The sequence below is a fragment of the Flavobacterium collinsii genome, from assembly GCF_902804485.1.
GTDB classification, from domain to species: domain Bacteria; phylum Bacteroidota; class Bacteroidia; order Flavobacteriales; family Flavobacteriaceae; genus Flavobacterium; species Flavobacterium collinsii.
The window spans coordinates 25,556-50,276 of sequence record NZ_CADCST010000071.1 but is presented as its reverse complement, the minus strand read 5'-3'; the positions used below and the strand labels follow the sequence as shown (position 1 = coordinate 50,276).

The window sequence follows — 24,721 nt, the reverse complement described above, 5'->3', positions numbered from 1 at the left end:
CAACAAATATGAAATTAGCCGAAATATCCATAAAACGTCCGTCGTTAGTAATTGTACTGTTTACAATTCTAACACTAGGTGGACTGTTTAGCTACAGCCAGTTAGGTTATGAGCTGATCCCGAAATTTGAACAAAACGTTATTACCATTTCTACCATATATCCGGGAGCTTCTCCTAGTGAGGTAGAAAATACAGTGACCAAGAAAATTGAAGATGCGATCGCATCCTTAGAGAATGTCAAGAAAATTGACTCAAAATCGTACGAAAGTTTGTCTATTGTTTCAATTACATTGACATCAAATGCAAAAGTCGATTTCTCTTTGAATGATGCACAACGAAAAATAAACGCGATTATCAGTGATTTACCCGATGATGTGAAAACACCGGCACTAACCAAGTTCTCGCTGAGTGATTTACCAATCATGACGCTTGGTGCCAACGGAAAAATGGACGAAGCAGCATTTTATGACTTAATTGACAAAAAAATTGCACCTATTTTATCCCGTGTACAAGGTGTGGCTCAGGTAAATATTATTGGTGGTTCAGAGCGTGAAATTCAGGTAAACCTTGATGCATTAAAAATGCAGGGTTACGGACTATCTGTTCCGCAGGTGCAACAAAATATTCTGACCTCGAATCTGGATTTCCCAACGGGTAACATTCAGACACGTGATCAAAAAATATTAATCCGTTTAGCGGGTAAATACAAAAGTGTTGAAGAATTAAGAAACTTAGTGGTTTCTTCTCAAAACGGAATTCAGGTTCGTTTAAGTGATATTGCAGATGTTCAGGATACGCAAAAAATTGCTGAAAAAATATCACGTGTAGATCAGAAAAGTGCGATCGTTTTGCAAATTGTAAAACAATCAGATGCAAATGCGGTTGCAGTAAGTGAGCATTTATTAAAAACAATTGCAATTCTTGAAAAAGATTATAAAGTAAACCAGTTAAAACTGGAAGTTGCAAAAGACAGTACCGTTTTTACATTAGAAGCGGCAGATTCTGTAGTACACGATTTATTGATTGCAGTAGTACTGGTAGCTTTTGTAATGTTGTTCTTCCTGCATAGTATCAGAAACTCATTGATTGTAATGGTATCGATTCCGGCATCTTTGATTGCTACTTTTATCGGTATATATTTAATGGGATATACCCTGAACTTAATGAGTTTATTAGGATTATCTCTTGTAGTAGGTATTCTGGTCGATGATGCGATTGTGGTACTGGAAAACATCTACAGACACATGGAGATGGGGAAAAGCCGAATTCGTGCTTCGTACGACGGAACAGCAGAAATTGGTGGAACGGTAACTTCGATTACTTTAGTAATTGTGGTAGTATTCTTGCCTATTGCTATGAGTTCCGGATTAGTATCTAATATCATTACACAATTCTGTGTTACGGTAATTATTTCGACTTTGTTGTCGCTTTTGGCTTCATTTACTATTATTCCTTGGTTATCATCTCGTTATGGTAAATTAGAGCATATTGAAGGAAAGAATTTATTTGGAAGAATCATTCTTGGTTTCGAAAGTTATTTAACACGTTTTACAGACTGGGTTTCTCACTTGTTAACATGGTGTCTGGATCATTATATTAAAACATTTGCGGTAGTAATTGTATTGTTTTTTGCTTCAACCATAGGTTTAATGGCCGGAGGTTTCATTGGAGGGGAGTTCTTCGCTTCTTCTGATAGTGGGGAGTTTTTAGTTCAAATCGAAATGCCGAAAGACGCTTCGTTAGAGCAAACCAACTTCATGACCCAAAAAGCAGAAGCGTATTTGAAAGCACAGGAATATGTACACAGTCAGATTACAACCGTGGGACAAACTAGTGAAGGTTTTGGAGCATCGCAGGCTACAGCTTACAAAGCAGAGATTGACGTAAAAATGATCGAGCAAAAAGACCGTACAGATGATGCTAACGTCTATGCAGCAAAAATCAAACGTAAGTTAGAGAAAGTACTGGTTGGAGCTAAAGTAAAAACAGTTCCGGTAGGTATCTTAGGAACAGCTGAAGATGCTACATTGGGATTGATCGTAACAGGTCCGTCAACAGAAAGTGCGATGGCATTTGCTAAATTGGCAGAGGCAGAATTACGTACTATTCCGGGAACAACAGAGATTAAATTAACGGTTGAGGACGGAAACCCGGAGATCAACGTTAAGGTAGATCGTGATAAAATGGCAGCATTAGGTTTAACACTTCAAACAGTTGGTTTGACCATGCAGACTGCTTTTAGTGGAAATACCGATGGTAAATACAGAGCTGGTGAATACGAATATGACATCAATATCAGATACAATGCTTTTGACAGAAAAAGTATTACAGACGTTAGTAATTTGATTTTTGTAAATGCAGCTGGTCAACAAATTAAATTGTCTCAGTTTGCAGACATTACAGAAGGATCAGGACCTAGCCAGTTAGAGCGAAGAGATAAATCGGCTTCGGTAACGGTAAAAGGACAAAACGTTGGAGTACCGTCAGGAACAATCGTTCAACAATGGCAAGTGAAGTTAGACAAACTGAAAAAACCTGCTGGTGTAAACTACATCTGGGGTGGAGATCAGGAGAACCAATCGGAAGGATTTGGTACCTTAGGAATCGCTTTATTGGCTGCTATTATTTTGGTTTACCTGGTAATGGTTGGACTTTATGACAGTTTCGTTCACCCGTTTGTGGTATTGTTTGCTATCCCGCTTTCGTTTATCGGTGCGATGTTAGCCTTGGCTTTGACCAACAACTCATTGAACATCTTTACAATTCTGGGGATCATCATGTTGATCGGTCTGGTGTGTAAGAATGCGATCATGCTGGTCGATTACACCAACCAGAGAAGAGCTGCAGGTGAATCAATAAGAACAGCATTAATTCAGGCCAATCACGCTCGTTTGCGTCCAATTTTGATGACAACTATTGCGATGGTATTTGGTATGTTCCCAATTGCATTGGCATCAGGGGCAGGAGCTGAGTGGAAAAACGGTTTAGCATGGGTAATTATCGGAGGATTGATTTCTTCTTTATTCCTTACCTTAATTGTAGTTCCGGTGATTTATAATATCATGGAGAAAATTATTCATAAATTCTCTAAAGGAGAAAAAATCGACTATGAAGCTGAAATGGTGGCCGATTATACGCCAACAGAAGTAAGCGAGGATGGTTTTAATCCTAAACATACCCATTAAGATTTAAAATCTTAATAAAGAAATTCCAAATTCTAATCCCGACACTTCGGGAGGAAATGGTAAAAAAAATCCCAAATTCCGAAAGGAGTTTGGGATTTTTTTATGGTTTAAATTTAGAGAATCTTTTGGGTGTAATTAATATAGCATCTATGTCTCTATGTGTAAAAAATAACTACTCTTAATAGATTATTAGTATGCATGATTAAATGAGAACTTTTTTGATGTGTTGGTTTTCTATAGCCGAGTGTATTCTTGTTGAGATTTCGTTATAATCAGGATTGTAGTTGTCCCATATTTTCCAGACATCGTCTCTTTTTTTGATGAAATACGTTTGCCTGTTTACTTTATTCAGAACTATTGAAGTAACTTCATTTTCGTCCTTCCACTCCAGATTCCAAAATTCTTTTGCTGTGATAATAGCGATGCTCTCTGTAATACTTGAAATCTTAAAATCAAAAATCTCAAAATTAGAGCGGTTGTTCTCGCAGTTGAGATGATATTTTAAGGTTGAATAATTCTCGAAAAGATCCATAATCCTTTTTGCAAAAGGTCCTTCTTTGAACACAAAATCAGACAAGCTTTCAATATTAATCAGTGGTAATTTTTGTAATGAATAAAACTCTTCCTGACAATAGTCGGCAACCAGTTTTTCAAAAAAGGAGGCGGATTCAATTTTGTTCTCCACTTTAACAGCATCTGTGGCTTCCTCATTTAGAAAATGGTTTAAAGAAGGATATCCAATAAAAATAGCCAGTTTGTCGAGACTTTTTAAAAAACGCAAATCAGAGTTTTTGGTTTTAGAAGAATCATTTGTAAAAATCCTTTGTAAGGTCATACTCGAGATAGAGCATCCAAGTTCGTTTCTTTTAGCTCCCTGCATAAATTCTGATTTCTCTAAAACATCAGAAATTATTTCCGACAGGATGATATAATGTGCTCTTTTCCACTCCTGAACACCAGACAAGGTGCTGTTTTGTATAATTGGGTGTGATTGTATGCCTTTTATTAATTTTTCTATAATGATTTCCATGGGCGAATTTTTTTAATAATTGAGGTTCTTTTTCAAGATAATTAAATACAATTCCAGCTAGTTAAATCCCGGTTATAGATTTGTGTGTAAGATAAGTTATTGTTGTGATCTTTTTATTGTTAATGTTATGCCAAAATTACTAATAAATTTGTTAAATAATTTAACAGGCTGAAAATTAACAACAAAAAACCAATAATTATGAAAAAACCACTTATTAAATTCTCAATTAGAAAAATCGCTCTTGTACTGTTTGCATTACTTGCTTTGTACTCTTGTGATAAAGGTAATGATCAGGCTGAAGCCGATGTTCAGGAAAAATTAATGGACGGTGATGTCAATCTTTTGGACAAAGGAAGATACGGACTTGCTCAGATGCCGGATGCTTATTTAAAGAGTATCGAATTTTTAACTCCTGTTGATTACCGTGCCAGAATCGCTGAGTTAAGACCGGATTTAATTACAAGTACTCAGAAAATGTCTTTGACGGCTAAAGTTGCGGCAGCCAAAAACTTACCAACGCCACCGGTTGGAGATCAGGGAAGCGAAGGTTCCTGTGTAGGCTGGGGAGTAGGATACGCAGCACACAGTATTGCCCGATACCTTAATAACACTGTTCATCAAAGTAATTGGAGTGGTGCTTCGAGAAGTGCGGCATATGTTTACAATCAAATAAAATTAGGCAATTGCGGAGCGGGTTCTTATCCGAATGACGCCATGAATTTGATCAAAAATCAGGGAGAATGTTCAGATGTTCAAATGCCATATGTTGCCGGAGGCTGTTTTACACAACCTTCTACACAGCAGAAAAACTGGGCGGCTGCCAGAAAATCAGGAGGCTGGTTTAACGTAAATCCTAGAAGTACGGCAGATATTAAGTATTATCTAAACCAAAATTATGCTGTTGCAGTATGTTTTGACGTGAATCAGAGTTTTTATGATATCCGTAACAACAACCATGTTTGGTCCAGTCTTTACGGCAGCAGACAGGGAGGTCACTGTGTTTGTATCGTAGGATATGACGATGCGACCGGACTCTTTAAAGTACAAAACTCTTGGGGATCAGGTTGGGGACGCAGCGGTTTCTTTTATGTAACATACAACAATATTGCAAACGGTGCCTTCAATTGGGCAGGATGTATTATTCCTAATCCAGGAGCAAATTCTTAACGATAGGTTCGTTTAATTAAAAAAGGGACCGTCTGAATTCAGACGGTCCCTTTTATTTTTAATAGAAAGTTTGTAGTACTTAATGGTTTTATTTCTTAACAATTTTAATTGTTTTAAGCTGCCCTTCTGCTTTTACTTTTAAGAAATAAAATCCAGCGGTAACATTCGACAAATCAATTTCAGAATGAGTATCGTTTATTTTCTTCGCTAAAACAGATTTTCCGGATACTGATATTAGCTCAATTTCATCAATAGCAGAAGTATTATGTATTGATAAAGTATGGTGAACAGGGTTTGGATAAAATTTAAAATCAGGTAAAACAAAATCTGATGTAGCAAGCGATCCGTTTACTTTTGCAGTAACCGCAAGACGTTCTGTACTTTCGATTCCGTCAATGGTTTGAGAAGCATAATAGGTAACTCCATCTACCAAAAGAGTGGTCGGAGGTAAAGGAGTTTCTGAAGTTTTACTCGTTTTGCCAGTTGAAATACCTTTAGTGCTGTACCATTTTATATTCTGACCTTCAATGATCAAATCACCTAAAGTCTGCCCTGTTTTAAATGCGACCGCGATTTCTTTTTTGCCATTAATTAAAGGAGCTGGAGGATTTACTACAATCGAAATAGATTCCACACAGCCATTTTGATCCCTTACAACTATGCGATATACTCCATAAGTAGCGATGGTAAAAATGTTACTGGATTGAAAAACGGCTCCATCTATTGAAAATTGATAATTACCAGAACCACCGGCAGCAGTAACGGTTATGGTTTGATTGTTTACAGTTGCAACCGCGGTTACAGGTACAGGCGGAGCCAAATGAATAGCGATAGTCTGCTTACAATCGTTAGCATCTTTTATGGTTATAACATGATCACCGGGATTTAGCCCCGTAAAAGTTGTGGTAGACTGAAAGGCATTTTGAAAAGAACCTCCGTTTATCGAATACAGATAAGGGGCTTTGCCACCATTAGCGATAACTTGTGCTATTCCTTTTGAGAAGCAGGTTACCTGAGATACAATCGCTACAGTCGCAACAAACGAATCTAAAGGTGCTATTTTAAAAGTAAGAGCGTAGGTAGCATTGTTAGCGTCGCGAACGGTTATCGAGTAATTTCCAGGAGCTAAATTAGAAAACACATTTGAAGTCTTTGCAGCTTCATTATCTAGTGAATAGTTGTAAGGAGCAATTCCTCCGTTAGCCGTAACCGTTACTTTTCCTAAAGAACTACAAGTTGCAGGGATAACTTCAGTGGTAGCCGAAAGAGGCGGAGCGGGAATCACATTTATTCCTCCTTGCATATAACCGCAACCGTAAACATCTGTAACCTGTGCCGTATAAACACCAAGTGGTAATTTGGTAAAAACTCCGTTATCTTTTGGGCCTGCGATTACAACTCCTAAATTGTTTTGTAAAGAATACAGATAAGGAGCAGTTCCTCCTTTTGCATTAACAATGATACCCTGATCATTTATCGGGATTGCTGTTGCTGACAAACCTTCTGTTGGTTCTGAAATATGAACGCTGGCTAATGCTGTACAGCCATTGGCATCCTGTACGGTAATGTTATAAGTTCCGGTACGCAGATTCGTAAAAGTGGAAGCTGAACTGAATGGACCTCCATCGATGGCATATTTATAAGGAGCTTTTCCACCGGTTGTTTCCACCGATGCTGAACCGGTGTTGTCTCCTTTACAGCGAACATTTGAAAAAGTAGTTACATTAACCAATGGACGATTTAGAGGAGAAATTTCGAGAATAAACTGGATTTCGGTGTTTTCTGCGTCACGTACTTTTACCGTATAAATTCCGGCGGCCAATCCGCTAAAAATATTCAAAGTAACAAACGTATTTCCGTTGTCCGCCGAAAATTTGTAAGGAGCTTTACCTCCCGACGCAACCACTGTTATTGTTCCTGTTGGAATAGAGCAGGTTATTGGTGATATATTTACAGTAGCAGCTAATACGGCGGGCTTTTTAAGAATAGAAATGTTGGTTTGTGATGCGATACAATTAGTGGCATCGTTCACCAGAACACCATAAGTTCCCGATTTCAAACCTGTAAAACTATTTGATGGCTGAGAAGGTTTAAGAGGATTACCTGCGTTATCGGTTAGGGTATACGTATAAGGTTTAAGGGCTCCATTGGCGGTAACGGTTATAGTACCGTCATTGTCATCGTTAGTTGTAGCGTCTGTTTTTGCTGTTGCTATTGAAAGAGGAACAAATTCGGCTATCGTGACATTAGCATAACGTACTACATTTTGGACATCCTTTACTTCAAAAACATAATCTCCTGCGGCAAGGTTCGAAAAAACATTTATAGGTTGATAAGGACCTTTGTTGACTGCGTAAAGGTACGGAGCACTTCCTCCTGCTGCAAAGACACTAACTCTAGCCTTCTCAATACAGTCAATAGGTTTTAATATCTGGGTTCCTACAGCCAGTGGATAATAAACATTCACCGATTCTGATGTTATACAACCCTGAGCATCTTTTACCCTAAAAGTGTATGATCCGACAGGCATATTTGAAAAAACATAGCTCGTTTGATAATTGATTCCATCCAAAGAATATTGATAAGGAGATGTTCCTCCTGAGGCATTAACCACTACCGTTTGATTTTCAGTAAATAGCTTTACTGTCAAAGCAGAAGGTTCGGTAATCTGAAACGTCTGAAGCATCGATTGACAACCTAAGGCATCTTTTACAGCAATGGTATGTGTGCCTGCTGACAAGTTAGTAAAAGTACCTATGGGGTTACCGATATGAACGGTAAAAGAGCCTCCATCCAGACTATAAGCATAAGGTGTTTTGCCTCCTGATGGAGCTACAGTTAAAATACCATTGTTTTCTCCTTTACATCTTACAGGTGTTGTAAGGGGTATAGCATTGATCTGATTGTATATTTTTAAATTAAAATAGTTTGTTGTAACAGTTCCTTTATTGTCTATTCTGGCATAAATAGTGGTAGACGGTGCGGTACTATTGTAGGAGGCAGGCTGTGCAATTGCGTTTGTATTTGCAGTAGCTTCCTGAGCGCTTACGTGATAGCTAATCGTAGTTTCTACCGGATTTAAATTACCAAGTAAAGCGGACTGATTGAGCGTTAAATTAAATCGGGTATCCCCATAACAATGCTCTATATCATTGACCTGAGCATAAAAATAATTAGAAAACAGTAAAATAAAAAAAAGTAGAGTTTTTTTCATACGTATAGGTTTGTTAAAATAGCCAAGCAAATATATATAAAAAGCGTATTAAAACTCTGGTATTGGAATTTGGAATTTTAAAATTTGGAGTTTATTATTTAAGGTACAAATAATGATTGTAATAATCGATAATTGCTTTACCTTCAAGCAAAACGTCGGCTCCTATAATGCCCTGAACTGGTTTTGTTTTATAAGATTCTAAAGCCTCATTGACGTGTGAAAGATCAAAAATTACCAGACCAAAATCAGGGTTTTTCCAGCTGCCAAGTTGTAAGTGATTGTGTTTCGAAATTTGTGTTCGCATTCCCGTTCCTCCGGCTCCCGAGGCTTTGGTTTTAGACTTTTTTGCCGTCAGTTCAAAACGTTCAATACTCTCAAATCCTACACAGGAATTAGAGGCTCCGGTATCTAAAATGAAGTTTCCCGAAACACCATTGATTTTTGCTTTAATTAGCAAATGCTGCGTTTTGGTGACTTTGAATTTTATTTTTTTGTATTTCTCTTTTTTGAGAATCTCGTGAAGATTTTCCATTTTCGGTAATGATTGAAAACCAAAAATAAACCAATTACTGCCAATAAACTAATGATATAAAAGATATAATTTGAGGATTTCTCTTCGGCCGAAACAGCGCCGTAGTATGCAAAAGAACTCCAGTAATAAGGAGATTTTTTGGCATTCGAAATGGACTTGTCCTGTAAAAAAGCAAGTTTAGCGTTTGCATTTGCTTCAAAATAAGATTGCCCCTTTTTGATGTTTTTATAAAAATCAGCCATAAAAACAGCCGTAGTGTAATCATTCACTTTCCACAACGAGAACAGTAAATTTTGAGCTCCCGCAAATTGAAAACCCCTTGCTACACTCATTGCACCTTCACCTTTATACAATTTCCCGATTCCGGTTTCGCAAGCACTCAGAACTACCAAATCGGGATTGATGTTGAGATTGTACAGTTCTGAATATAAGATTTCCTGGTCGTAAAACCTGATGCTTGCCGGCGTTTCGACATCACCCGAAGAGGCGTGAGTACTTAAATGTAAAATGGAGTAGTGGTTAGCGTTGTTTTTGAAATTGGAGAAATTGGCTTCGGAATTTTCTAAATATTTTCCTTTGAAATTATTTCGGATGACTTCGAGTTCTTTCCTCGAGTAGCGCAGTTCAAAGGAAGTATTTTTGAAAACAGGGAAAACGCCCAAAATTGTATTTCCGTAATGTAAAATCGGTTTGGCATTAAGATACTGGTTTGCCGAAGTATTGTAAGCGATCCTTAAATCATTTAATAAGTAATGCATTTTGGCAAAATTTGTCGTTTTTGATGCACTTGTAATTAGCGCCTCAAAAGGCAGGAAGTTCAAAATACCGTCAGGAATAATGATTAGGTTTTTGTAAACGACATTTTGAGGCAATCGCAATAAATCGTATACTTTTTTACCGTAATAATTGTATCCGGAAATATCATTTGTAATGGCTGCCGCAGTATTAAAATAATTGATGAATTTTAGAATATTGGACATCGCCGTATGAGCATTATAGAGATGATTAAGACTGATTCGGTTATTTTGCAAGGTGAAATAATACAGGTTTTCGGCACCCATAAAATAGTAAACCAGGACCGCCTTGTCTTTTTCTAATTTTGAAAATAGCCTCTTTAAATCACAATTGTCAGGAAGCGAATTCGGATTCTTAGATTGAATTTGCTTTAGGGAAAGCATCAGTTCATTCTGCTTTTTAATGGCGTTGTTGAGGTTGGGAATATTGGCTGAAGGACCTTTTTGCTGTTCTTTTACAATCGCATTGTTTAAACTTTGAAGTTGCTGTAGAAGTGATTTTTCTTGTGTTGTTGCCTTTTTAATATTCGATTGATAACTTTTTAAAACCCCTGATTTTGTTCGTTCTGCCAATTGAAAAGCTTCCTCCAGATATTCCGTTTTATTTTCTTTTTGAAACAAGCGATCATAAATCAAGAGACATTTTTCGGTACGATTTCGGGAGCGTAGTTGTGTAATTATTTTGGAGTTTTCATACAGTGTAATATTCATCAGCAGATCTTCGATATGAAGAGAAAGCCGGTAAGACTCCAATGCTTTTTTAGGCTGATTTTGGTTTAGAAAAATCTGCGCTCGCAAATCAAGGGCATCAATTAAAACCGTTTCAGCATACAATTGATTTAGATTCGGAAGCACCTCTTTGGTTTTGTAATTCGGGATTAAAATTTTAAAAACGCCTTCAATCTGTTGCGCGCTTTCAGCATATTTTCCTTCATCAAAAAGCAATAAAGCCTTTTCATAATACAGTTTCGCCATTTTTCGGACTTGTACGTGCGGCGTTTCCAGTAAAAGTTTTTCAGCTTTTGTTAAATAAGAATCTGCTGCTTTAAATTGATTCCTTTGTCTCTTAAGCACGGCCAGATTCCGATACGAATTAGACAAAGTTTCCGATTGTTTCTTTTCGTTTTTCAGATAATTTACAGACGACTCAAAGCTGTTTTCGATTTTTTGATAAATCTCAGGACGCATTAAACCTTCGGTCGAGCTCAACAGATAATTGTTTCCCAGATTATTGAGTACGATTCCTTTCTGAACATTTGACAGTTTTTCGGTTCTTAGTATTTGTTCTAATAAATCAATGGCCGGATTAAACTTGCCCAAGCTCTGATATACATTGGATAAATTCAGGATTGCAGCAAATTTTTGTTTTTGGGAATCGGGATAACCGGGAGTCGTATTTACAATAAAAAAATACTGCTTTATCGTATTCTCAGCACTGTCGTAATCGCCTAAAACGGTGTATAGGTTTCCCAGAGGTTTCAGGCAGTATTCGATAATGTCATAACCGCCAAGTTTGTTTTTCTGATAAATTTGCCAGGCGTTTTCATAACTCGTAATAGCGTTTTCCGTTTTACCAAATTGATTTTCGTAGTAGGCTTTATTGCAGTTTAAAACCACAATTGCGAGTAATTCTTCTTTGGTTTTTGACTTCGGATTTTTCCAGAAAGCAGATTCTGTATTAGTGAGATCTTGTAGCGCTTTGGCTGAAGGGTGAGCAATAAAGATGTCAATTGCGGTATATATTTGATCTTCCTGATTCTGTCCTAATAGAATCATTGTTGTCAAGAATAATATAGAGCAATATATTTTTTTCATAGCTTTTTTGTTTCACAAAGATTCACAAAGTTTTCTCGCAGAGATTCACAAAGGGCGTTTGCCACGAATTCACGAATTTTTACAAATGCATAACGTAGCACAAAGGGAGTAATAAATACAAAAAACTTGAAAATTCGTGAATTCGTGGCAAAAAAATTAACGTATCTCGGTGAAAAATCTTTGTGTATCTTCGTGAAAACCCTCTGTGAATCTCCGCGGGATAACTCCTAAAACTTCCAGATTCCATAAAGCTGAAAATAGTTGAAATTCTGTTCAAAATTAATCACATAGCGCGCTCCAAAACTGGGCCCGATTCTGGCAAAACCAGCGGTTAAATCAAACAAAACACCAGTTCTTAAATTCACAAAACTGTTCTTTACGGAGTTTGACTGCGTTCGGGTATTAATCAAAAATTGGTCTGTTCCGCCTTCAAAAGTTTCAAATTTCTGAGTTTGGTTTTGTTCTGACGAAACATCAAAATTGGCCTGAATCCCAACTCCGATTCCAATATAATTGTTAAGGTTATACCGAATCAATACCGGAATTTCCCAGTTTACATTTTTGTTTTCGGTTGTGCTGGTCGTGCGCTGAAATTGCTTTACACCATTTGCATTTACTACGGTTTGATCAATCACGGTTAGTCCGCTTTCGTATTTGTTCAGTGCATTAAGCCATTCTGCCTGCCAGTAAAAGCGATAGGATTTAAAAGGCGAAATAGTGGCACCTACAAAATAACTTGTCGATTTTTCAAGATCAGGATATAAATTATAACCTGCTTTTGCCCCAATCGAAATTCCGGGAAGGAATCGGGTTGTGGCATAGTTGGTGATTATAGGTTCATTTTTATCAAAAATAATAGCCGTTCGGCTTCGGGTTTTCACTTTGTGAAAGTCTTCACCAAACTTCATCGAATATTTTACAAAGCCTTTTGTACTGTCTTTTTCATGTACATTTTTCTGTTCGCTCCCGGGTAAGTAAATGTTTTTGAAGGTAAAAAAGATTTGATTCTTTTTGATAATGGTATCCAGACAGCTTGTCGTTGGAACTTCATCTTTTGGACAGATGGGACATTTAGGATACATGTCTTCAATCTGGAAAGTTTTTTTGTCAAACATATCAGGGACATCCGTTTCAAGTCTGATCATTCGTGCAGGACCTTCACCGTTGTTCTGAAAGCGCGTTTTAAAATTTACCCTTTTAAACCGAACTAGTCTGTAATTCATAAAACTTCCGTTAGAACCCATTTTATTGGGGTCGTGGGACGTTACGATCTCCATTTCGAGATTCTTTATTTTATGGTTTTTATAACTTCGGTTTGGAATAAAAATACCACGCATTGTAACCGTTGCGCTGGTGTCTTTGATCATTTCGGGAGTTGTTTTAAAAGTGTAAAAAACATTTCGGGTCTCATTTGGATTGGCATCATCAAATTCTATAACCGAAACATTATGATAGATTTTATTGGCATCCAGCAACGATGCATCCAGATCTTCTTCGCTGGTTGTATTTCTGTATTTTTTGGTTTTGAAAGTGTTTTCAGCCGAAGCCACATAATTTTTAGAATCATCCAGATCGTCAATAAGAGCTACCGCTTTCTCTTTTACTTCACGTTCATTGGCATAGGTGCGAAAATCGACCAGTTCGAAATTGTTATCCTTAAATTGTTTTTCATTATAAAATAAATACAGTTTTCCGCTTGAGACATAATTCTCAAGATTTTGATAACTTACTACAACTACCATTTCCTGTTCGGGAATAGGGTCGCAATTTTTTAAGATTGCAAATCCGTTTTGATCGGCTATAGAAGCAATGTCTTTATAGTTGGTATCGGTAATATCGTTTATAGCCACTTTTTTTGGGCGTGTTGCGGGAGGTTTTCCGTTGTCGTAATTGTTGGTCACGGCAAGTTTGGTGGTATAGGTTCCCTTGTTTTTGTAGACATGTTTGGGTTCTGCTTCTTTGCTGTAATGTCCGTCGCCAAGCTCCCATAAATAAGAATAACTTGGTTTTGGAGCTCCCGCAATCGGAATTAAAGGCGGAGTTTCGGGTTTATACGTAACCGCATTTCCGTTCTGAATGAAAACAATATTGGCTCTTCGCGTTATGGTGTCTTTTACCTTCGTTTGTCCCATTGCGAAAACAGAAAGCAGCATCAATAAAATAGACGATAGTGGTTTCATAACTAGAGGGTTTTAGCCCTGATGGGAGCGGCATCCTTTTGTGCCGGGGTTCGGAACAAAAGATACAGCGGACAGCAGGATTAGCTTCTGAAAAGCATCAGAATTAATTTGAAAACTGGATTAAATGTAAAAAAAAGTGATGAGCAAATCACCACTTTTTCTTAAAAAGAATTTTGTAAGTTACTGAATAGCATTGATTGCGGCTACCAGTTGGGCTTCGGTACCTACAACTGTTTCGGCAAGTGTAAAGGTGTACACATCATTTGCAGCAACGGTTACGGCCTTGATTGCGTATCGCCATTGACCATTATCTTCGGTTGCAAAAATCACATGACATTTTAAGCCAATCGGAATTTGTCCGTAGTGCTCGCTGAATAATCCTGCTGCGGTGTAAGTGTCTAATTTCGCAAGTGCATTTCCTTCACCATCGTATGACAGGTAAACGGCACTATTTGTATTGTTGTAGCCATCGGGAGCATCAACCAACAGCGTAGTTTTAGGTCTAGGGTCGCTGTAAAAACGGTCTACGTTTGTCCATCCAAAGTTTCCAAATGTCACAAAGTAATTGGTTCCTTCTCCCTGAACACCGCCTTTGCCACCTGTTCCGTCTGCATTTGGTTTAGGTACTTCCCAGGTCAATTCGTCATTTTGATCTATTACACCGGTCCATAAAGTCATCGCATTATCTACACCATCTGTTAAAGCAGCGGGAACAATTAAATTCATAGAGCAGGAAGTTTTAAGTTCTACTCCGCCCTGCGTGGCTTTGATGAAGAATTCTCCACCTGAAATCAATAGACTTTTCTTTCCGTCTGGCATAACTCCCATCGTAGGTTTGTTCGTAATTAGCATATTCCCTTTGTCAAAAAGTTCAATGTATTCGATATCCACTGCGCCCGTTACCGCTGCACCGTTTTTAGTCAGACAGTTTCCATTGATACTTAATTTTACTCCTTTTACTGAAGTTACAGTAACCACACCGGTTCCGGCTGTAATCGTAAATTTTTGCGTAGCGGACTTTACTCCTTTGGTGCTTATGCTTTTAAAAGCTGCAGGAGAAGGTGGTAAAATAAGATTATCATCACTGTCGCCATTGTCGCAGCTTGCAAAACTGATTGTTAGTAAAAATAAAAGCCCGATTTTTTTTAAGTTTGTGTTCATGATTTCTAGTTTTTATAAATCTGTCCTGATGATCAGGTGGTTTTCAGATTTCGGTTGTTAATTATACTTATATCAATTTGGGTTTGATATTGTTACCCTTACTGTTGAAGTTTATTTTTGAATTTGCAGAGATGTCGTTATATCAATTCCTTTAAACAATTGTTACCTCTGCTTTTGTATTTCAGAATTTATGCAGATAGGCACTTGTCTTCAAAGAGATTGCCGTCTTCGTCTACCGCAACGAGAATACTTGTTTTTCGCGAAAGCGTCACAATAAAATAAAGCCATACCATTAACCACAGCCCAAATGTGATGCAGGTAAGAAAGAGATGTAAAGGATGATTGATTGCTTTTTGTTTTTTGGATAAAACGACGTACGGAAGTTTCTCGTTATGCTCCACAATCACAAAACCATTTCGTGTTTTGGTAGAAATCATTTGGTGAAATTGATCTAAATTCTTCTCGCTTACAAATTGACAGGTTTCCATTCTTATTGATTTTTGATGGTTGTAGGAACATTTTTTTAAACAATTTTTATGAGTCCTTTGGTGTTATATCAACTTGATTTGTTAATTGTTACCCCCTTGCATGAAATTTATTTCCAATTGTTTTTTAAATTAGCTTCAAAAAGGTTTTTTATGGCTAAGGCAAAAACTCATCCCGATCAAATGTATATTGATGGCATTGCTGCAAACAACTCTGTAATCATTCAAATCATTTACAAGAAATTCGTTCCTAAAGTGGTGATGTTCGTCATGAATAATTCCGGAGACAAGGAACATGCACAGGATGTGGTTCAGGAAGTCATGATTTTGCTTTTTAATCAGGCCAAGGCGAAAACACTACAGCTGACTTGTCCTTTTGATGCTTACTTTTTTTTATTGTGTAAAAGGAAGTGGCTTAACGAACTTAAAAAAACAGCAAACAGAGGGGTAACAATTAATGAAGATGCAGTATCTATGAATGAATCTGCACTGGAATTAATTGGTCAAACAGAAGAATTTGATGAAAAACAACAGCTCTTTGATGCCATGTTTCAGAAATTGGGAGACAAATGCCAGGAGTTGTTAAAACTTAGTTTTGCCACTAAAACGATGGAAGAAGTAGCGGCTAAACTCAATGTAACTTATGGGTATGTCCGTAAGAAAAAATCGTTGTGTGTGGGGCAGTTGACACAGTGGATTCAGGAAGCTAAAAATTTTAATTCGCTAAAAAATAAATAGTCATGGATGAAGAACGCTATATAGTATTCGATCAATATCTTCAGGAAGAAATGACTGCTGAGGAACGGGATAGTTTTGAGAAACAATTGTCTGAGGATCATGAACTGGCTTCGGAGTTTGAAACTTTTAAAGAAGTACAGTCACAGCTTAGGAACAAATTTGAACATGAAGAAGAGAGAGAAGCCTTTGCAGCAAACTTGACAAAGGTTTCGGAGAAACATTTCAATGCCAACAAGCCCAAAGTGGTCCGAATGCGACCTTGGTATTTCGCGGCAGCGGCATCGATTATTATTTTATTCGGACTGTTCTTTTTTGATTACAATCAGACTCCTGAATTTGAGGATTTTAATCATCCGGAAACAGCTTCTTTTGTCGAACGAGGCGATACAGACGAAACCTTAAAACAGGCTGAAAAGGCTTTCAATGAAGGAAAATATGTATTGGCAATTCCGTTTTTTGAAGAACTGTTAACAGAAAATAAAACCGCTGAAATGCAATATTTTTACGGAATTTCTTTATTGGAAGAAGACCATTATAAACAGGCAGAAGCGATTTTTAATGAATTAAAATCAGGTACTTCTGCTTATAAAGAGAAAGCCAAATGGTATCTGGCATTGTCTAAATTAAAACAAAAAGATTACAATGGCTGTAGAGAAATCCTGCAGACCATTTCTCAGGATTATGAAAACTACGACGATGTTCAGGAGCTGCTGGACGATTTGGATTAATTGCTTGTTAGAACATCAAAATCGCTAAGAATTTTTATACTTATTCAAACCGGACAGTTTTTTAAAACCTGTCCGGTTTATTTATATAAAAAAGGTTTTTACGTAAAGTCGTAAACGAATCCGGATTTTTAGTTTTACATTCGGCTGATTTTTTTTTTAGAAAAATTTACCAAAAAACAATTTCAACCTAACCAGTTATTTACATGAACAAAATTACTTTAGTTTTTCTTATTGTATGCACTCAGACGATCTTTGGCTATACCAAAATCACAGAAACCGAAAAGCTTGCTGCGACCTGCAAAGTTTGGGGATTTTTAAAATATTATCATCCAAAAATTGGCAGTGGACAAGTGAATTGGGACCATCAGCTTTTAGAAAAATTACCATTAATAGAAAAAGCGCAAACTAAAGAAGAGTTTTCTTTAATTCTCGAAAATTGGATTAATGATTTAGGAGAAATTAAAATGGTTGCGCCAATTGTAATTCCAAAAGAGGTTGAATTCTTCGATAAAAATTTTGACTTAAGCTGGTTTAATAGTAAGTTGTTTTCTAAAAAACTTTCAAAGAAACTGAAATTTATAGAGGCAAACAGGTTTCAGAGTGATCAGGAATTTGGCCATGATTTTGATAGTTTTAAGAATCTAAAAAACTATTTCGATCTTGATTACACTAGTAAAAACTCCCGAATACTAATGTTGTTTGCCTATTGGAATGTGATAGAATATTATTTTCCGTATAAATATGTAATGGATCAAAAGTGGGATTTGAGTTTAGAACAGGCGTTACCATCTGTTCTTGATGCTAAAAATGAAACAGATTTTTTCATTGCACTTAAAAAATTGACAGCCAAACTTAACGACAGTCATGTAGAAACGACAGCATATAGAGCGGGAGCTGCCGGGAAAAAGCCGGTTTACTTTCCTGCAACGGGTAGAATAATAGAAGAAAAGCTGGTTGTTACAGAGATAGTAGGGGATAGTCTGGCTCAGGCAGACAATATAAAAGTTGGAGATGTAATTACAAAAATAAAAGGCAAAACGATAAAAGAGCTAATTCAGGAGAATCGGGACTTAATAAGTGCTTCCAACGAGGCTAAGCTTTTAGATAAAGTTACGTTGCCTATTTTGAAAAGTTACGACGAAAATGTTGAGGTAGAATTTTTAAAAGAGGGGAAATACGAAACGAAATCAATGATTTGGTTTAATTACCATGATTCTCATCGGAATGAATATAAAAAAGGAGCTATTAAAAAGAAGGAGAAATTTAAACTGTTAGACAATAATATCGGTTATGTCGATATGGGGGTCATAAAGAACAGACATATTCCCGATATGATTGAAGCTCTGAAATCTACACAGGCGATTGTTTTTGATATGCGAAACTATCCAAATGAAACCTTTGAACTCATCGCAAATTTTTTGAACCCTCAGCAAAAGAAATTCTGTGATTACACTATACCTTATTTAAATTATCCGGGACGTTATAAGTGGAAAGAAGGGATAAAGGTCGGATTTGAAAACAAAGACAATTATAAAGGGAAAGTTGTAGTGCTGCTTAATGAGAAATCCATAAGTCAATCCGAATGGACAGCAATGTGTTTTCAAGCCGCGGGGAATACCACTATAATCGGAAGCCAGACTGCCGGGACAGACGGTAATGTATTCGATCTTGAATTTAAAGGATTTCATACCCGATATACCGGAATTGGAGTTTATTATACGGATAAACGCGAAACGCAAAGAATTGGAATTGTTCCAGACATTGAAGTGAAACCAACCATTAAAGGAATTCAGGAAGGAAGAGATGAGGTTTTAGATCGCGCCATAGTGTTTGTTAAAACAGGGAAATAATTTAGTATCGTGTACCGATTCAAACCCGACAGGTTTCTAAAACCTGTCGGGTTTACTATTTAAATAATAACCATAGCTTCATAGACTTCGATTTCATTCAGTCTGACAGTGTTTAAAAAATCCGTTTTTATCCGCGTTTTCACGAAGTGAATCCGTAAAAATTCGCGTCCCATTTTTCCTCATTTCATTCAAATTGGGAAAGTTTTTAATATTATCGTAATTTTGGGCCATTAAAAATTACAACAATTGAATTTGAAGCCCATAATTACCGATACACATACACATTTATATTCTGAAGAATTTGATCAGGATCGCGACGAGATGATGCAAAGAGCGATAGATGCCGGAGTAACCCGTTTTTTTATTCCTGCTATTGATGCTGCTGCAACACCTTCTATGTACGATTTGGAGCAAAATTATCCCGATTATGTATACCTGATGATGGGATTGCATCCTACCTATGTGAAAGATAATTACGAAGAAGAATTAAAACATGTGGAAAAGGAGTTAGCCAAACGAAAGTTTTACGCTGTTGGTGAAATTGGGATCGATTTGTATTGGGATAAAACACATCTTAAGGAGCAGCAAATTGCCTTTAAAAGACAAATTCAACTAGCGAAACAATATAAATTGCCTATTGTGATTCATTGCCGTGAAGCTTTTGATGAAATATTTGAAGTACTGGAAGAGGAAAAATCAGCTGATTTATTTGGAATTTTTCATTGCTTTTCAGGAACATACGAACAAGCACTTCAGGCGCTCTCTTATAATATGAAGTTGGGAATCGGCGGAGTGGTAACATTTAAAAACGGAAAGATTGATCAGTTTTTAAATCAAATCGATTTGAAACACATTGTTTTAGAGACTGATTCTCCTTATTTAGCGCCAATTCCGTACCGTGGAAAGCGAAATGAAAGCAGTTACTTAGTAAATGTTATTGCGAAATTAGCCGATATATATAATGTTTCTGAAGAAGAAATTGCAGCGCGAACAACTCAAAATTCAAAAGACGTTTTTGGGATTTAACCCATACCTTACAATAGTTTAATTTTTTTTTTGTTCTTTTGCCCACTTAAAACCAATATAAATAATGCAGAGATTTGATGCCATTCGACCGTTTTATGATTCTGAAATAAATGAAGCACTTCATGATGTTGTCAATCATCCGATGATGAAAACCATGATGAACTTTACTTTTCCGGAAGTAGCAGATGAGGTTTGGAAAGAGCAGCTTAAAAAAACACATTCGATTCGTGATTTTCAATGCAACTTTATTTACAATACCATACAAAAGGTTTTAGAGAAAAGTTCAGAAGGACTTACCACTTCAGGATTTGAGAAATTAGAAAAAAATACTTCTTACTTATTTATCTCCAATCACAGAGATATTTTATTGGATACAACCTTATTAAATGTTTGTCTTTTCGAGCATGGTTTAGTCATGACGGCATCTGCAATTGGAGACAATCTGGTTAAAAAAGCATTCCTGAGTACGCTGGCAAAACTAAATCGAAACTTTTTGGTTTTAAGAGGTTTAACGCCAAGAGAAATGTTGCAAAGCTCTAAATTATTATCTGAGTATATCGGGCAATTATTACTTCGCGAAAATCGTTCGGTTTGGATTGCACAAAGAGAAGGTCGTACAAAAGACGGAAATGACGAAACCAATCCGGGAGTCCTAAAAATGATCGGAATGGGGTCTGATGAGCCTAATTTGATGGATTATTTTAAGAAATTAAAAATTGTTCCGGTTTCTATTTCATACGAATACGATCCAACAGATGTTCTGAAGATGCCACAGTTAATGGCAGAAGCCAATAATGAGGTTTATATTAAAGAAAAAAATGAAGATTTCATGACCATCATAAGTGGTGTCATGGGAACTAAAAAAAGAATACATATTTCTGTTGGAGACGTTTTAGATACAGAGATCGATCAGATTGTAGCTGAGAATGACAATGCCAACAAACAAGTGCAGGCTTTGGCACAGGTTATTGATGATTCGGTTTTGAAAAATTATCAATTATGGCCAACGAATTTTATTGCTTATGATATTTTAAATGAGACAAATAGGTTTGCTCACTTGTACAAAGAAAGTGAAAAATCATTGTTTGAGCGTCGTTTAGAAATGCGTATCGGAAGTGATAACCCAGTGACAAGACAAGGATTTTTGGCAATGTATGCCAATCCTGTTGTCAATAAATTAAAATATCAGGATGTCATCTAAACCTAAAATACTGCTAATTTATACCGGAGGAACTATCGGTATGAGTAAAGATTTTGAGACGGGCGCACTTAAGGCGTTCAATTTTGGTAAATTATTGCAAAAGATACCCGAAATCAAACAATTAGATTGTGAGATTGAAACGGTTTCATTTGAAACTCCCATTGATTCTTCGAATATGAATCCTGAGGAGTGGACAAAGATTGCTACTATTATTGAGGAAAATTACGCTGCTTACGACGGATTTGTAGTGCTTCATGGTTCAGATACCATGTCGTATTCTGCTTCGGCATTGAGTTTTATGCTCGAGAATTTAGCAAAACCGGTAGTGTTTACAGGTTCTCAGCTTCCGATAGGAGATTTACGTACCGATGCCAAAGAAAATCTGATTACAGCCATTCAGATTGCCTCACTTCAGGAAAATGGAAGACCGGTAATCAACGAGGTTTGTTTGTATTTCGAATATAAACTGTACCGTGGTAACCGAACTTCAAAAGTAAATGCAGAACATTTTAAAGCATTTACAGCACCAAATTATCCTGAATTGGTAGAATCAGGAGTTCATTTAAAGCTGAACACACACTTGTTTCTTCCTGTAAATACAGAAGGAAAACTAATCGTTCATAAAAATTTAGACAGTCACGTTGCGATTATCAAAATGTTCCCTGGAATGAGCGAAGTGGTTTTGGCGTCCATTCTGGCTATTAAAGATTTAAAAGGAATTGTTCTGGAAACCTACGGTTCGGGAAATGCCCCAACAGAAGATTGGTTTTTAAATTTGATTGAGAAAGCAATTCAATCCGGATTGCACATCGTTAACGTTACGCAATGTTCTGGAGGAAGTGTCAATATGGGACAATATGAAACCAGTACTGCCTTAAAATCTCTTGGAGTGATCTCAGGAAAAGACATTACTACAGAAGCAGCCATAACAAAATTAATGTATTTGTTAGGACAGAATATTCCTCAGTCCGAGTTTAAAACGATCTTCGAAACGGCTTTACGCGGGGAGATTTCTTTGTAAAATTCCAAATTGTTTAAATTCCAAATTCCAAACTTTACGTTGGTTATTATCTCCGTTTTGGAATTTGGAATTTCTATTTTGGAATTTTAAAAGTTTGGGATTTGCAGCTTTACAAGATTGGAATTTGGGATTTAAAAAGATTGGAATTTAAATTTTAATCTTTATAACGAACCTCACAAGTTCCAAACTCTTCTTCAGAACTCTGTTTTTTGTAGTGCACATAAACAATGACCGAGATAATACTGATAACACCCTGAATGGCGACAGTTTCTCGGGTTCCGATAATGTGTGAGACATAACCAATAATCAAACTTCCCACAGGAATCATTCCCTGATACGCCATTAAATAATAACTAATACTTCTCGAACGCATATTTACCGTACTTTGCGTCTGAATGTAAATGTTGATTGATGAGGTTTGCGCCATCATTCCTATACCGCTCAAAGCCATGCAAATAAGCGCTACTGTTAAGCTATTTGAATAGGCCAATATGATAATGCTAAAACCTAACAATAAGCTTGCAGAGATCATTATTTTGCCCATATTGTCGGCTTTTTTAAGGTTAGCTAAGTAAATAGCGGATAGTATTGATCCAATCCCGGCAGCACTTTCAAACCAGCTGAAAGTCTGCGCATTTCCGTTAAAAATATCCTTGGCAAAAACAGGCATTAAAGTGTTGAAAGAAATTACAAATAAGCTGCTGCACATTAACATCAGAAGCATTTTGGCCATTTCGGTTTCTTTTTTTACATAATCCAGACCTTCGAGAAAATCATCTACCATTTTCATCTTGTCAGTGGCTTTAATATGTGGCGTAATTTTCATCATTAACAGCGAAATCAAAACCGGAATGTAGCTTAAGAAGTTCCCAATAAAACAAATATCCTCTCCATAATTGTGCAGAATAATTCCCGCCAGAGCAGGGCCTGCAATTCTGGCAAAATTATTCAGGGTAGAGTTTAAGGCGACTGCATTGGGTAAATCTTCTTTGTTGTCGACAATATCAATCATCATCGTTTGTCTGCAGGTCATGTCAAAAGAATTGATGATACCCTGAATCAGACTTAAAGCCAGAATAAAGTTGATGTTATATATTTTCAGGTAAATCAACAGCGCCAAAGCACCTGCCTGAAGCATGGCCAAAGATTGTAATAAAATCATAGCACGGTGTCTGTCGTAGCGGCCAATAATACTTCCGGCTAAAGGAGCCAGAAATAAAGACGGGATCATACTTAAAAAAGTTGCTAATCCCAGTAAAAAAACCGACCCCGTAACGCTATAAACCATCCAGCTTACGGCTGTTTTTTGAAGCCAGGTTCCAATTACAGAAACAGATTGTCCGTAAAAGAATAACTTGAAGTTTTTTGATTTTAACGCTTGAAACATGATGCCTGATATTTTTTTACAAAGTTCGGGATTATGATTTCATTAGAAAAATTAATAATTTTACTTGTAATAAGTAATTAAACTTATCAATATGGAAATTTATCAGTTAGAATATTTTATCAAAACAGCAGAGGTGCTGCATTTTACAAAAGCGGCCGAGTTGTGTTTTGTAACGCAATCCGGATTATCACAACAGATAAAAAAACTGGAAGAAGAACTGGAAATGCCTTTGTTTAAAAGGATAGGGAAAAAAGTGCAGCTTACAGAAGCCGGTGCCGTTTTCCTGATTCACGCCAAAAAAGTCATTGAAAATGTAGAAAACGGGAAGCAGGCTATTGAAGATTTAAACGAAATGATTGGTGGTGAACTGCGAATCGGAGTAACCTATATTTTCGGACTTTTGATTCTGCCCGTTATCAATACGTTCGCCAAACAATATCCGAACCTGAAAATTGTGGTCGAATACGGTACAACAGAGGCTTTAGAACAAAAATTACTGACGAACGAGTTAGACTTGGTTCTGGTGATTTCATCACATGAGATAAATATTCCCGTTGAGAAAGTGCCTTTGTTTACTTCGCAAATGGTAATGGTGGTTTCGAAAACACATTCTCTGGCAGCTTTAGACAAAATTGCGTTTAAGAAGATAGAGGAAATTCCGCTTGTTTTACCTGGAAAAGGTTCGAATTCGAGGGAATTTGTAGAAGATTTATTTGCCAAGAACAAAATGAGACCCAAGATTTCGATTGAACTAAACTCAATTCATGCCTTGTTGCAAATGGTTCAGGATAGTGATTGGGCTACAATAGTTGCTGAAAAAGCTCTAAAAGGTTGGGATGACCTCAAAGCGATTCAGATTACAGGAGTTCCCACGAAGAGAGACTCGTTTATGCTGACTATTGGAGGCTATCAAAAAAAGGCTGTCAAACTATTTATGGAAGAATTTAGAAAAAGTATGTAAAGTAATATCCGATTTTGTTTTTCTAAGTCATTTTTTTTTATGTTATTTGCAGACCAATTTAGAGAGGTGTCCGAGTGGTTGAAGGAGCTAGCCTGGAAAGCTAGTATATGGGTAACTGTATCGAGGGTTCGAATCCCTTCCTCTCTGCAAAAAAACAAGCAATGTATTTTGCTTAAATTTTATTAAAAGCTAAAAAAAACCGGCAAGTTATAAACTTGCCGGTTTTCTTTTTTTGCACCAGTACCT

Annotated in this window: 17 protein-coding genes and 1 tRNA gene; 10 read left to right on the top strand and 8 right to left on the bottom strand. The window is 36.8% G+C overall.

Annotated elements, in window-relative coordinates:
• The first annotated feature begins 8 nt into the window (after positions 1-8).
• Entirely contained in the window at positions 9-3,185 is a 3,177-nt protein-coding gene (locus FLA105534_RS07065; protein ID WP_173965330.1) for an efflux RND transporter permease subunit, read from the top strand.
• Between the two features lie 202 nt (positions 3,186-3,387).
• Here the strand turns inward: FLA105534_RS07065 and FLA105534_RS07060 are convergent, their stop codons facing one another.
• Entirely contained in the window at positions 3,388-4,215 is an 828-nt protein-coding gene (locus FLA105534_RS07060; protein ID WP_173965329.1) for a hypothetical protein, read from the bottom strand.
• 198 nt (positions 4,216-4,413) lie between these two features.
• On the opposite strand from FLA105534_RS07060, the gene FLA105534_RS07055 reads away from it, so the two are divergent.
• Positions 4,414-5,382 (top strand): C1 family peptidase, encoded by a 969-nt coding sequence (locus FLA105534_RS07055; RefSeq protein WP_173965328.1) that lies wholly within the window; start codon positions 4,414-4,416, stop codon positions 5,380-5,382.
• A gap of 88 nt (positions 5,383-5,470) precedes the next feature.
• On the opposite strand, the gene FLA105534_RS07050 is transcribed toward FLA105534_RS07055, so the two are convergent.
• The 6 genes from FLA105534_RS07050 to FLA105534_RS07025 form a co-directional block, all read right to left on the bottom strand.
• Positions 5,471-8,596 (bottom strand): T9SS type A sorting domain-containing protein, encoded by a 3,126-nt coding sequence (locus FLA105534_RS07050; protein WP_173965327.1) that lies wholly within the window; start codon positions 8,594-8,596, stop codon positions 5,471-5,473.
• 94 nt (positions 8,597-8,690) lie between these two features.
• Positions 8,691-9,128, bottom strand: coding sequence for a retropepsin-like aspartic protease (locus FLA105534_RS07045; protein ID WP_173965326.1), 438 nt, complete (start codon positions 9,126-9,128; stop codon positions 8,691-8,693).
• Positions 9,080-11,737 (bottom strand): CHAT domain-containing protein, encoded by a 2,658-nt coding sequence (locus FLA105534_RS07040; RefSeq protein WP_173965325.1) that lies wholly within the window; start codon positions 11,735-11,737, stop codon positions 9,080-9,082. Before FLA105534_RS07040 ends, FLA105534_RS07045 begins: the two co-directional genes overlap by 49 nt.
• Positions 11,738-11,964: 227 nt before the next feature.
• Positions 11,965-13,917 (bottom strand): PKD domain-containing protein, encoded by a 1,953-nt coding sequence (locus tag FLA105534_RS07035; RefSeq protein ID WP_173965324.1) that lies wholly within the window; start codon positions 13,915-13,917, stop codon positions 11,965-11,967.
• A 180-nt stretch (positions 13,918-14,097) separates the two neighbouring features.
• Positions 14,098-15,078 (bottom strand): hypothetical protein, encoded by a 981-nt coding sequence (locus FLA105534_RS07030; RefSeq protein ID WP_173965323.1) that lies wholly within the window; start codon positions 15,076-15,078, stop codon positions 14,098-14,100.
• Between the two features lie 188 nt (positions 15,079-15,266).
• A complete protein-coding gene (locus tag FLA105534_RS07025; RefSeq protein ID WP_173965322.1) occupies positions 15,267-15,566 on the bottom strand; it encodes a hypothetical protein in 300 nt (99 codons plus the stop codon).
• 150 nt (positions 15,567-15,716) lie between these two features.
• On the opposite strand from FLA105534_RS07025, the gene FLA105534_RS07020 reads away from it, so the two are divergent.
• The 6 genes from FLA105534_RS07020 to FLA105534_RS06995 all read left to right on the top strand — a co-directional run bounded on the left by FLA105534_RS07020 (position 15,717) and on the right by FLA105534_RS06995 (position 22,127).
• The gene (locus FLA105534_RS07020) at positions 15,717-16,301 is read left to right on the top strand and encodes an RNA polymerase sigma factor (RefSeq protein ID WP_173965321.1); all 585 of its coding nucleotides are present in this window, start codon (positions 15,717-15,719) and stop codon (positions 16,299-16,301) included.
• A gap of 2 nt (positions 16,302-16,303) precedes the next feature.
• Positions 16,304-17,029, top strand: a complete 726-nt coding sequence (locus FLA105534_RS07015; RefSeq protein ID WP_173965320.1) for a tetratricopeptide repeat protein — start codon at positions 16,304-16,306, stop codon at positions 17,027-17,029.
• A 203-nt stretch (positions 17,030-17,232) separates the two neighbouring features.
• Complete coding sequence (locus tag FLA105534_RS07010; protein ID WP_173965319.1) at positions 17,233-18,879, top strand: S41 family peptidase; 1,647 nt, start codon at positions 17,233-17,235, stop codon at positions 18,877-18,879.
• A 246-nt stretch (positions 18,880-19,125) separates the two neighbouring features.
• Positions 19,126-19,905 carry a TatD family hydrolase gene (locus FLA105534_RS07005; protein WP_173965318.1) on the top strand — a complete coding sequence of 260 codons (780 nt, stop codon included), beginning with the start codon at positions 19,126-19,128 and terminating at the stop codon, positions 19,903-19,905.
• Between the two features lie 64 nt (positions 19,906-19,969).
• Entirely contained in the window at positions 19,970-21,106 is a 1,137-nt protein-coding gene (locus FLA105534_RS07000) for a 1-acyl-sn-glycerol-3-phosphate acyltransferase (RefSeq protein ID WP_173965317.1), read from the top strand.
• Positions 21,096-22,127: an asparaginase gene (locus FLA105534_RS06995; RefSeq protein WP_173965316.1), complete on the top strand. Its 1,032-nt coding sequence runs from the start codon at positions 21,096-21,098 to the stop codon at positions 22,125-22,127. Before FLA105534_RS07000 ends, FLA105534_RS06995 begins: the two co-directional genes overlap by 11 nt.
• Positions 22,128-22,281: 154 nt before the next feature.
• Here the strand turns inward: FLA105534_RS06995 and FLA105534_RS06990 are convergent, their stop codons facing one another.
• Positions 22,282-23,514 (bottom strand): MFS transporter, encoded by a 1,233-nt coding sequence (locus FLA105534_RS06990; protein WP_173965315.1) that lies wholly within the window; start codon positions 23,512-23,514, stop codon positions 22,282-22,284.
• Positions 23,515-23,605: 91 nt separating this feature from the next.
• Between FLA105534_RS06990 and FLA105534_RS06985 the strand changes: the two genes are divergently transcribed.
• Both FLA105534_RS06985 and FLA105534_RS06980 read left to right on the top strand, forming a co-directional pair.
• On the top strand, positions 23,606-24,475 hold the full coding sequence (locus tag FLA105534_RS06985; protein WP_173965314.1) for a LysR substrate-binding domain-containing protein: 870 nt from the start codon (positions 23,606-23,608) through the stop codon (positions 24,473-24,475).
• Positions 24,476-24,535: 60 nt separating this feature from the next.
• A tRNA-Ser gene (locus FLA105534_RS06980) sits at positions 24,536-24,622 on the top strand.
• Positions 24,623-24,721 lie beyond the last annotated feature (99 nt).

Coding starts and splice junctions, on each gene's coding strand:
- FLA105534_RS07010 (WP_173965319.1), top strand. CDS start 17,233: ATGAACAAAATTACTTTAGTTTTTCTTATTGTATGCACTCAGACGATC.
- FLA105534_RS07050 (WP_173965327.1), bottom strand. CDS start 8,596: ATGAAAAAAACTCTACTTTTTTTTATTTTACTGTTTTCTAATTATTTT.
- FLA105534_RS07030 (WP_173965323.1), bottom strand. CDS start 15,078: ATGAACACAAACTTAAAAAAAATCGGGCTTTTATTTTTACTAACAATC.
- FLA105534_RS06985 (WP_173965314.1), top strand. CDS start 23,606: ATGGAAATTTATCAGTTAGAATATTTTATCAAAACAGCAGAGGTGCTG.
- FLA105534_RS07025 (WP_173965322.1), bottom strand. CDS start 15,566: ATGGAAACCTGTCAATTTGTAAGCGAGAAGAATTTAGATCAATTTCAC.
- FLA105534_RS07055 (WP_173965328.1), top strand. CDS start 4,414: ATGAAAAAACCACTTATTAAATTCTCAATTAGAAAAATCGCTCTTGTA.
- FLA105534_RS07035 (WP_173965324.1), bottom strand. CDS start 13,917: ATGAAACCACTATCGTCTATTTTATTGATGCTGCTTTCTGTTTTCGCA.
- FLA105534_RS07000 (WP_173965317.1), top strand. CDS start 19,970: ATGCAGAGATTTGATGCCATTCGACCGTTTTATGATTCTGAAATAAAT.
- FLA105534_RS07040 (WP_173965325.1), bottom strand. CDS start 11,737: ATGAAAAAAATATATTGCTCTATATTATTCTTGACAACAATGATTCTA.
- FLA105534_RS07065 (WP_173965330.1), top strand. CDS start 9: ATGAAATTAGCCGAAATATCCATAAAACGTCCGTCGTTAGTAATTGTA.
- FLA105534_RS07045 (WP_173965326.1), bottom strand. CDS start 9,128: ATGGAAAATCTTCACGAGATTCTCAAAAAAGAGAAATACAAAAAAATA.
- FLA105534_RS06995 (WP_173965316.1), top strand. CDS start 21,096: ATGTCATCTAAACCTAAAATACTGCTAATTTATACCGGAGGAACTATC.
- FLA105534_RS06990 (WP_173965315.1), bottom strand. CDS start 23,514: ATGTTTCAAGCGTTAAAATCAAAAAACTTCAAGTTATTCTTTTACGGA.
- FLA105534_RS07015 (WP_173965320.1), top strand. CDS start 16,304: ATGGATGAAGAACGCTATATAGTATTCGATCAATATCTTCAGGAAGAA.
- FLA105534_RS07020 (WP_173965321.1), top strand. CDS start 15,717: ATGGCTAAGGCAAAAACTCATCCCGATCAAATGTATATTGATGGCATT.
- FLA105534_RS07060 (WP_173965329.1), bottom strand. CDS start 4,215: ATGGAAATCATTATAGAAAAATTAATAAAAGGCATACAATCACACCCA.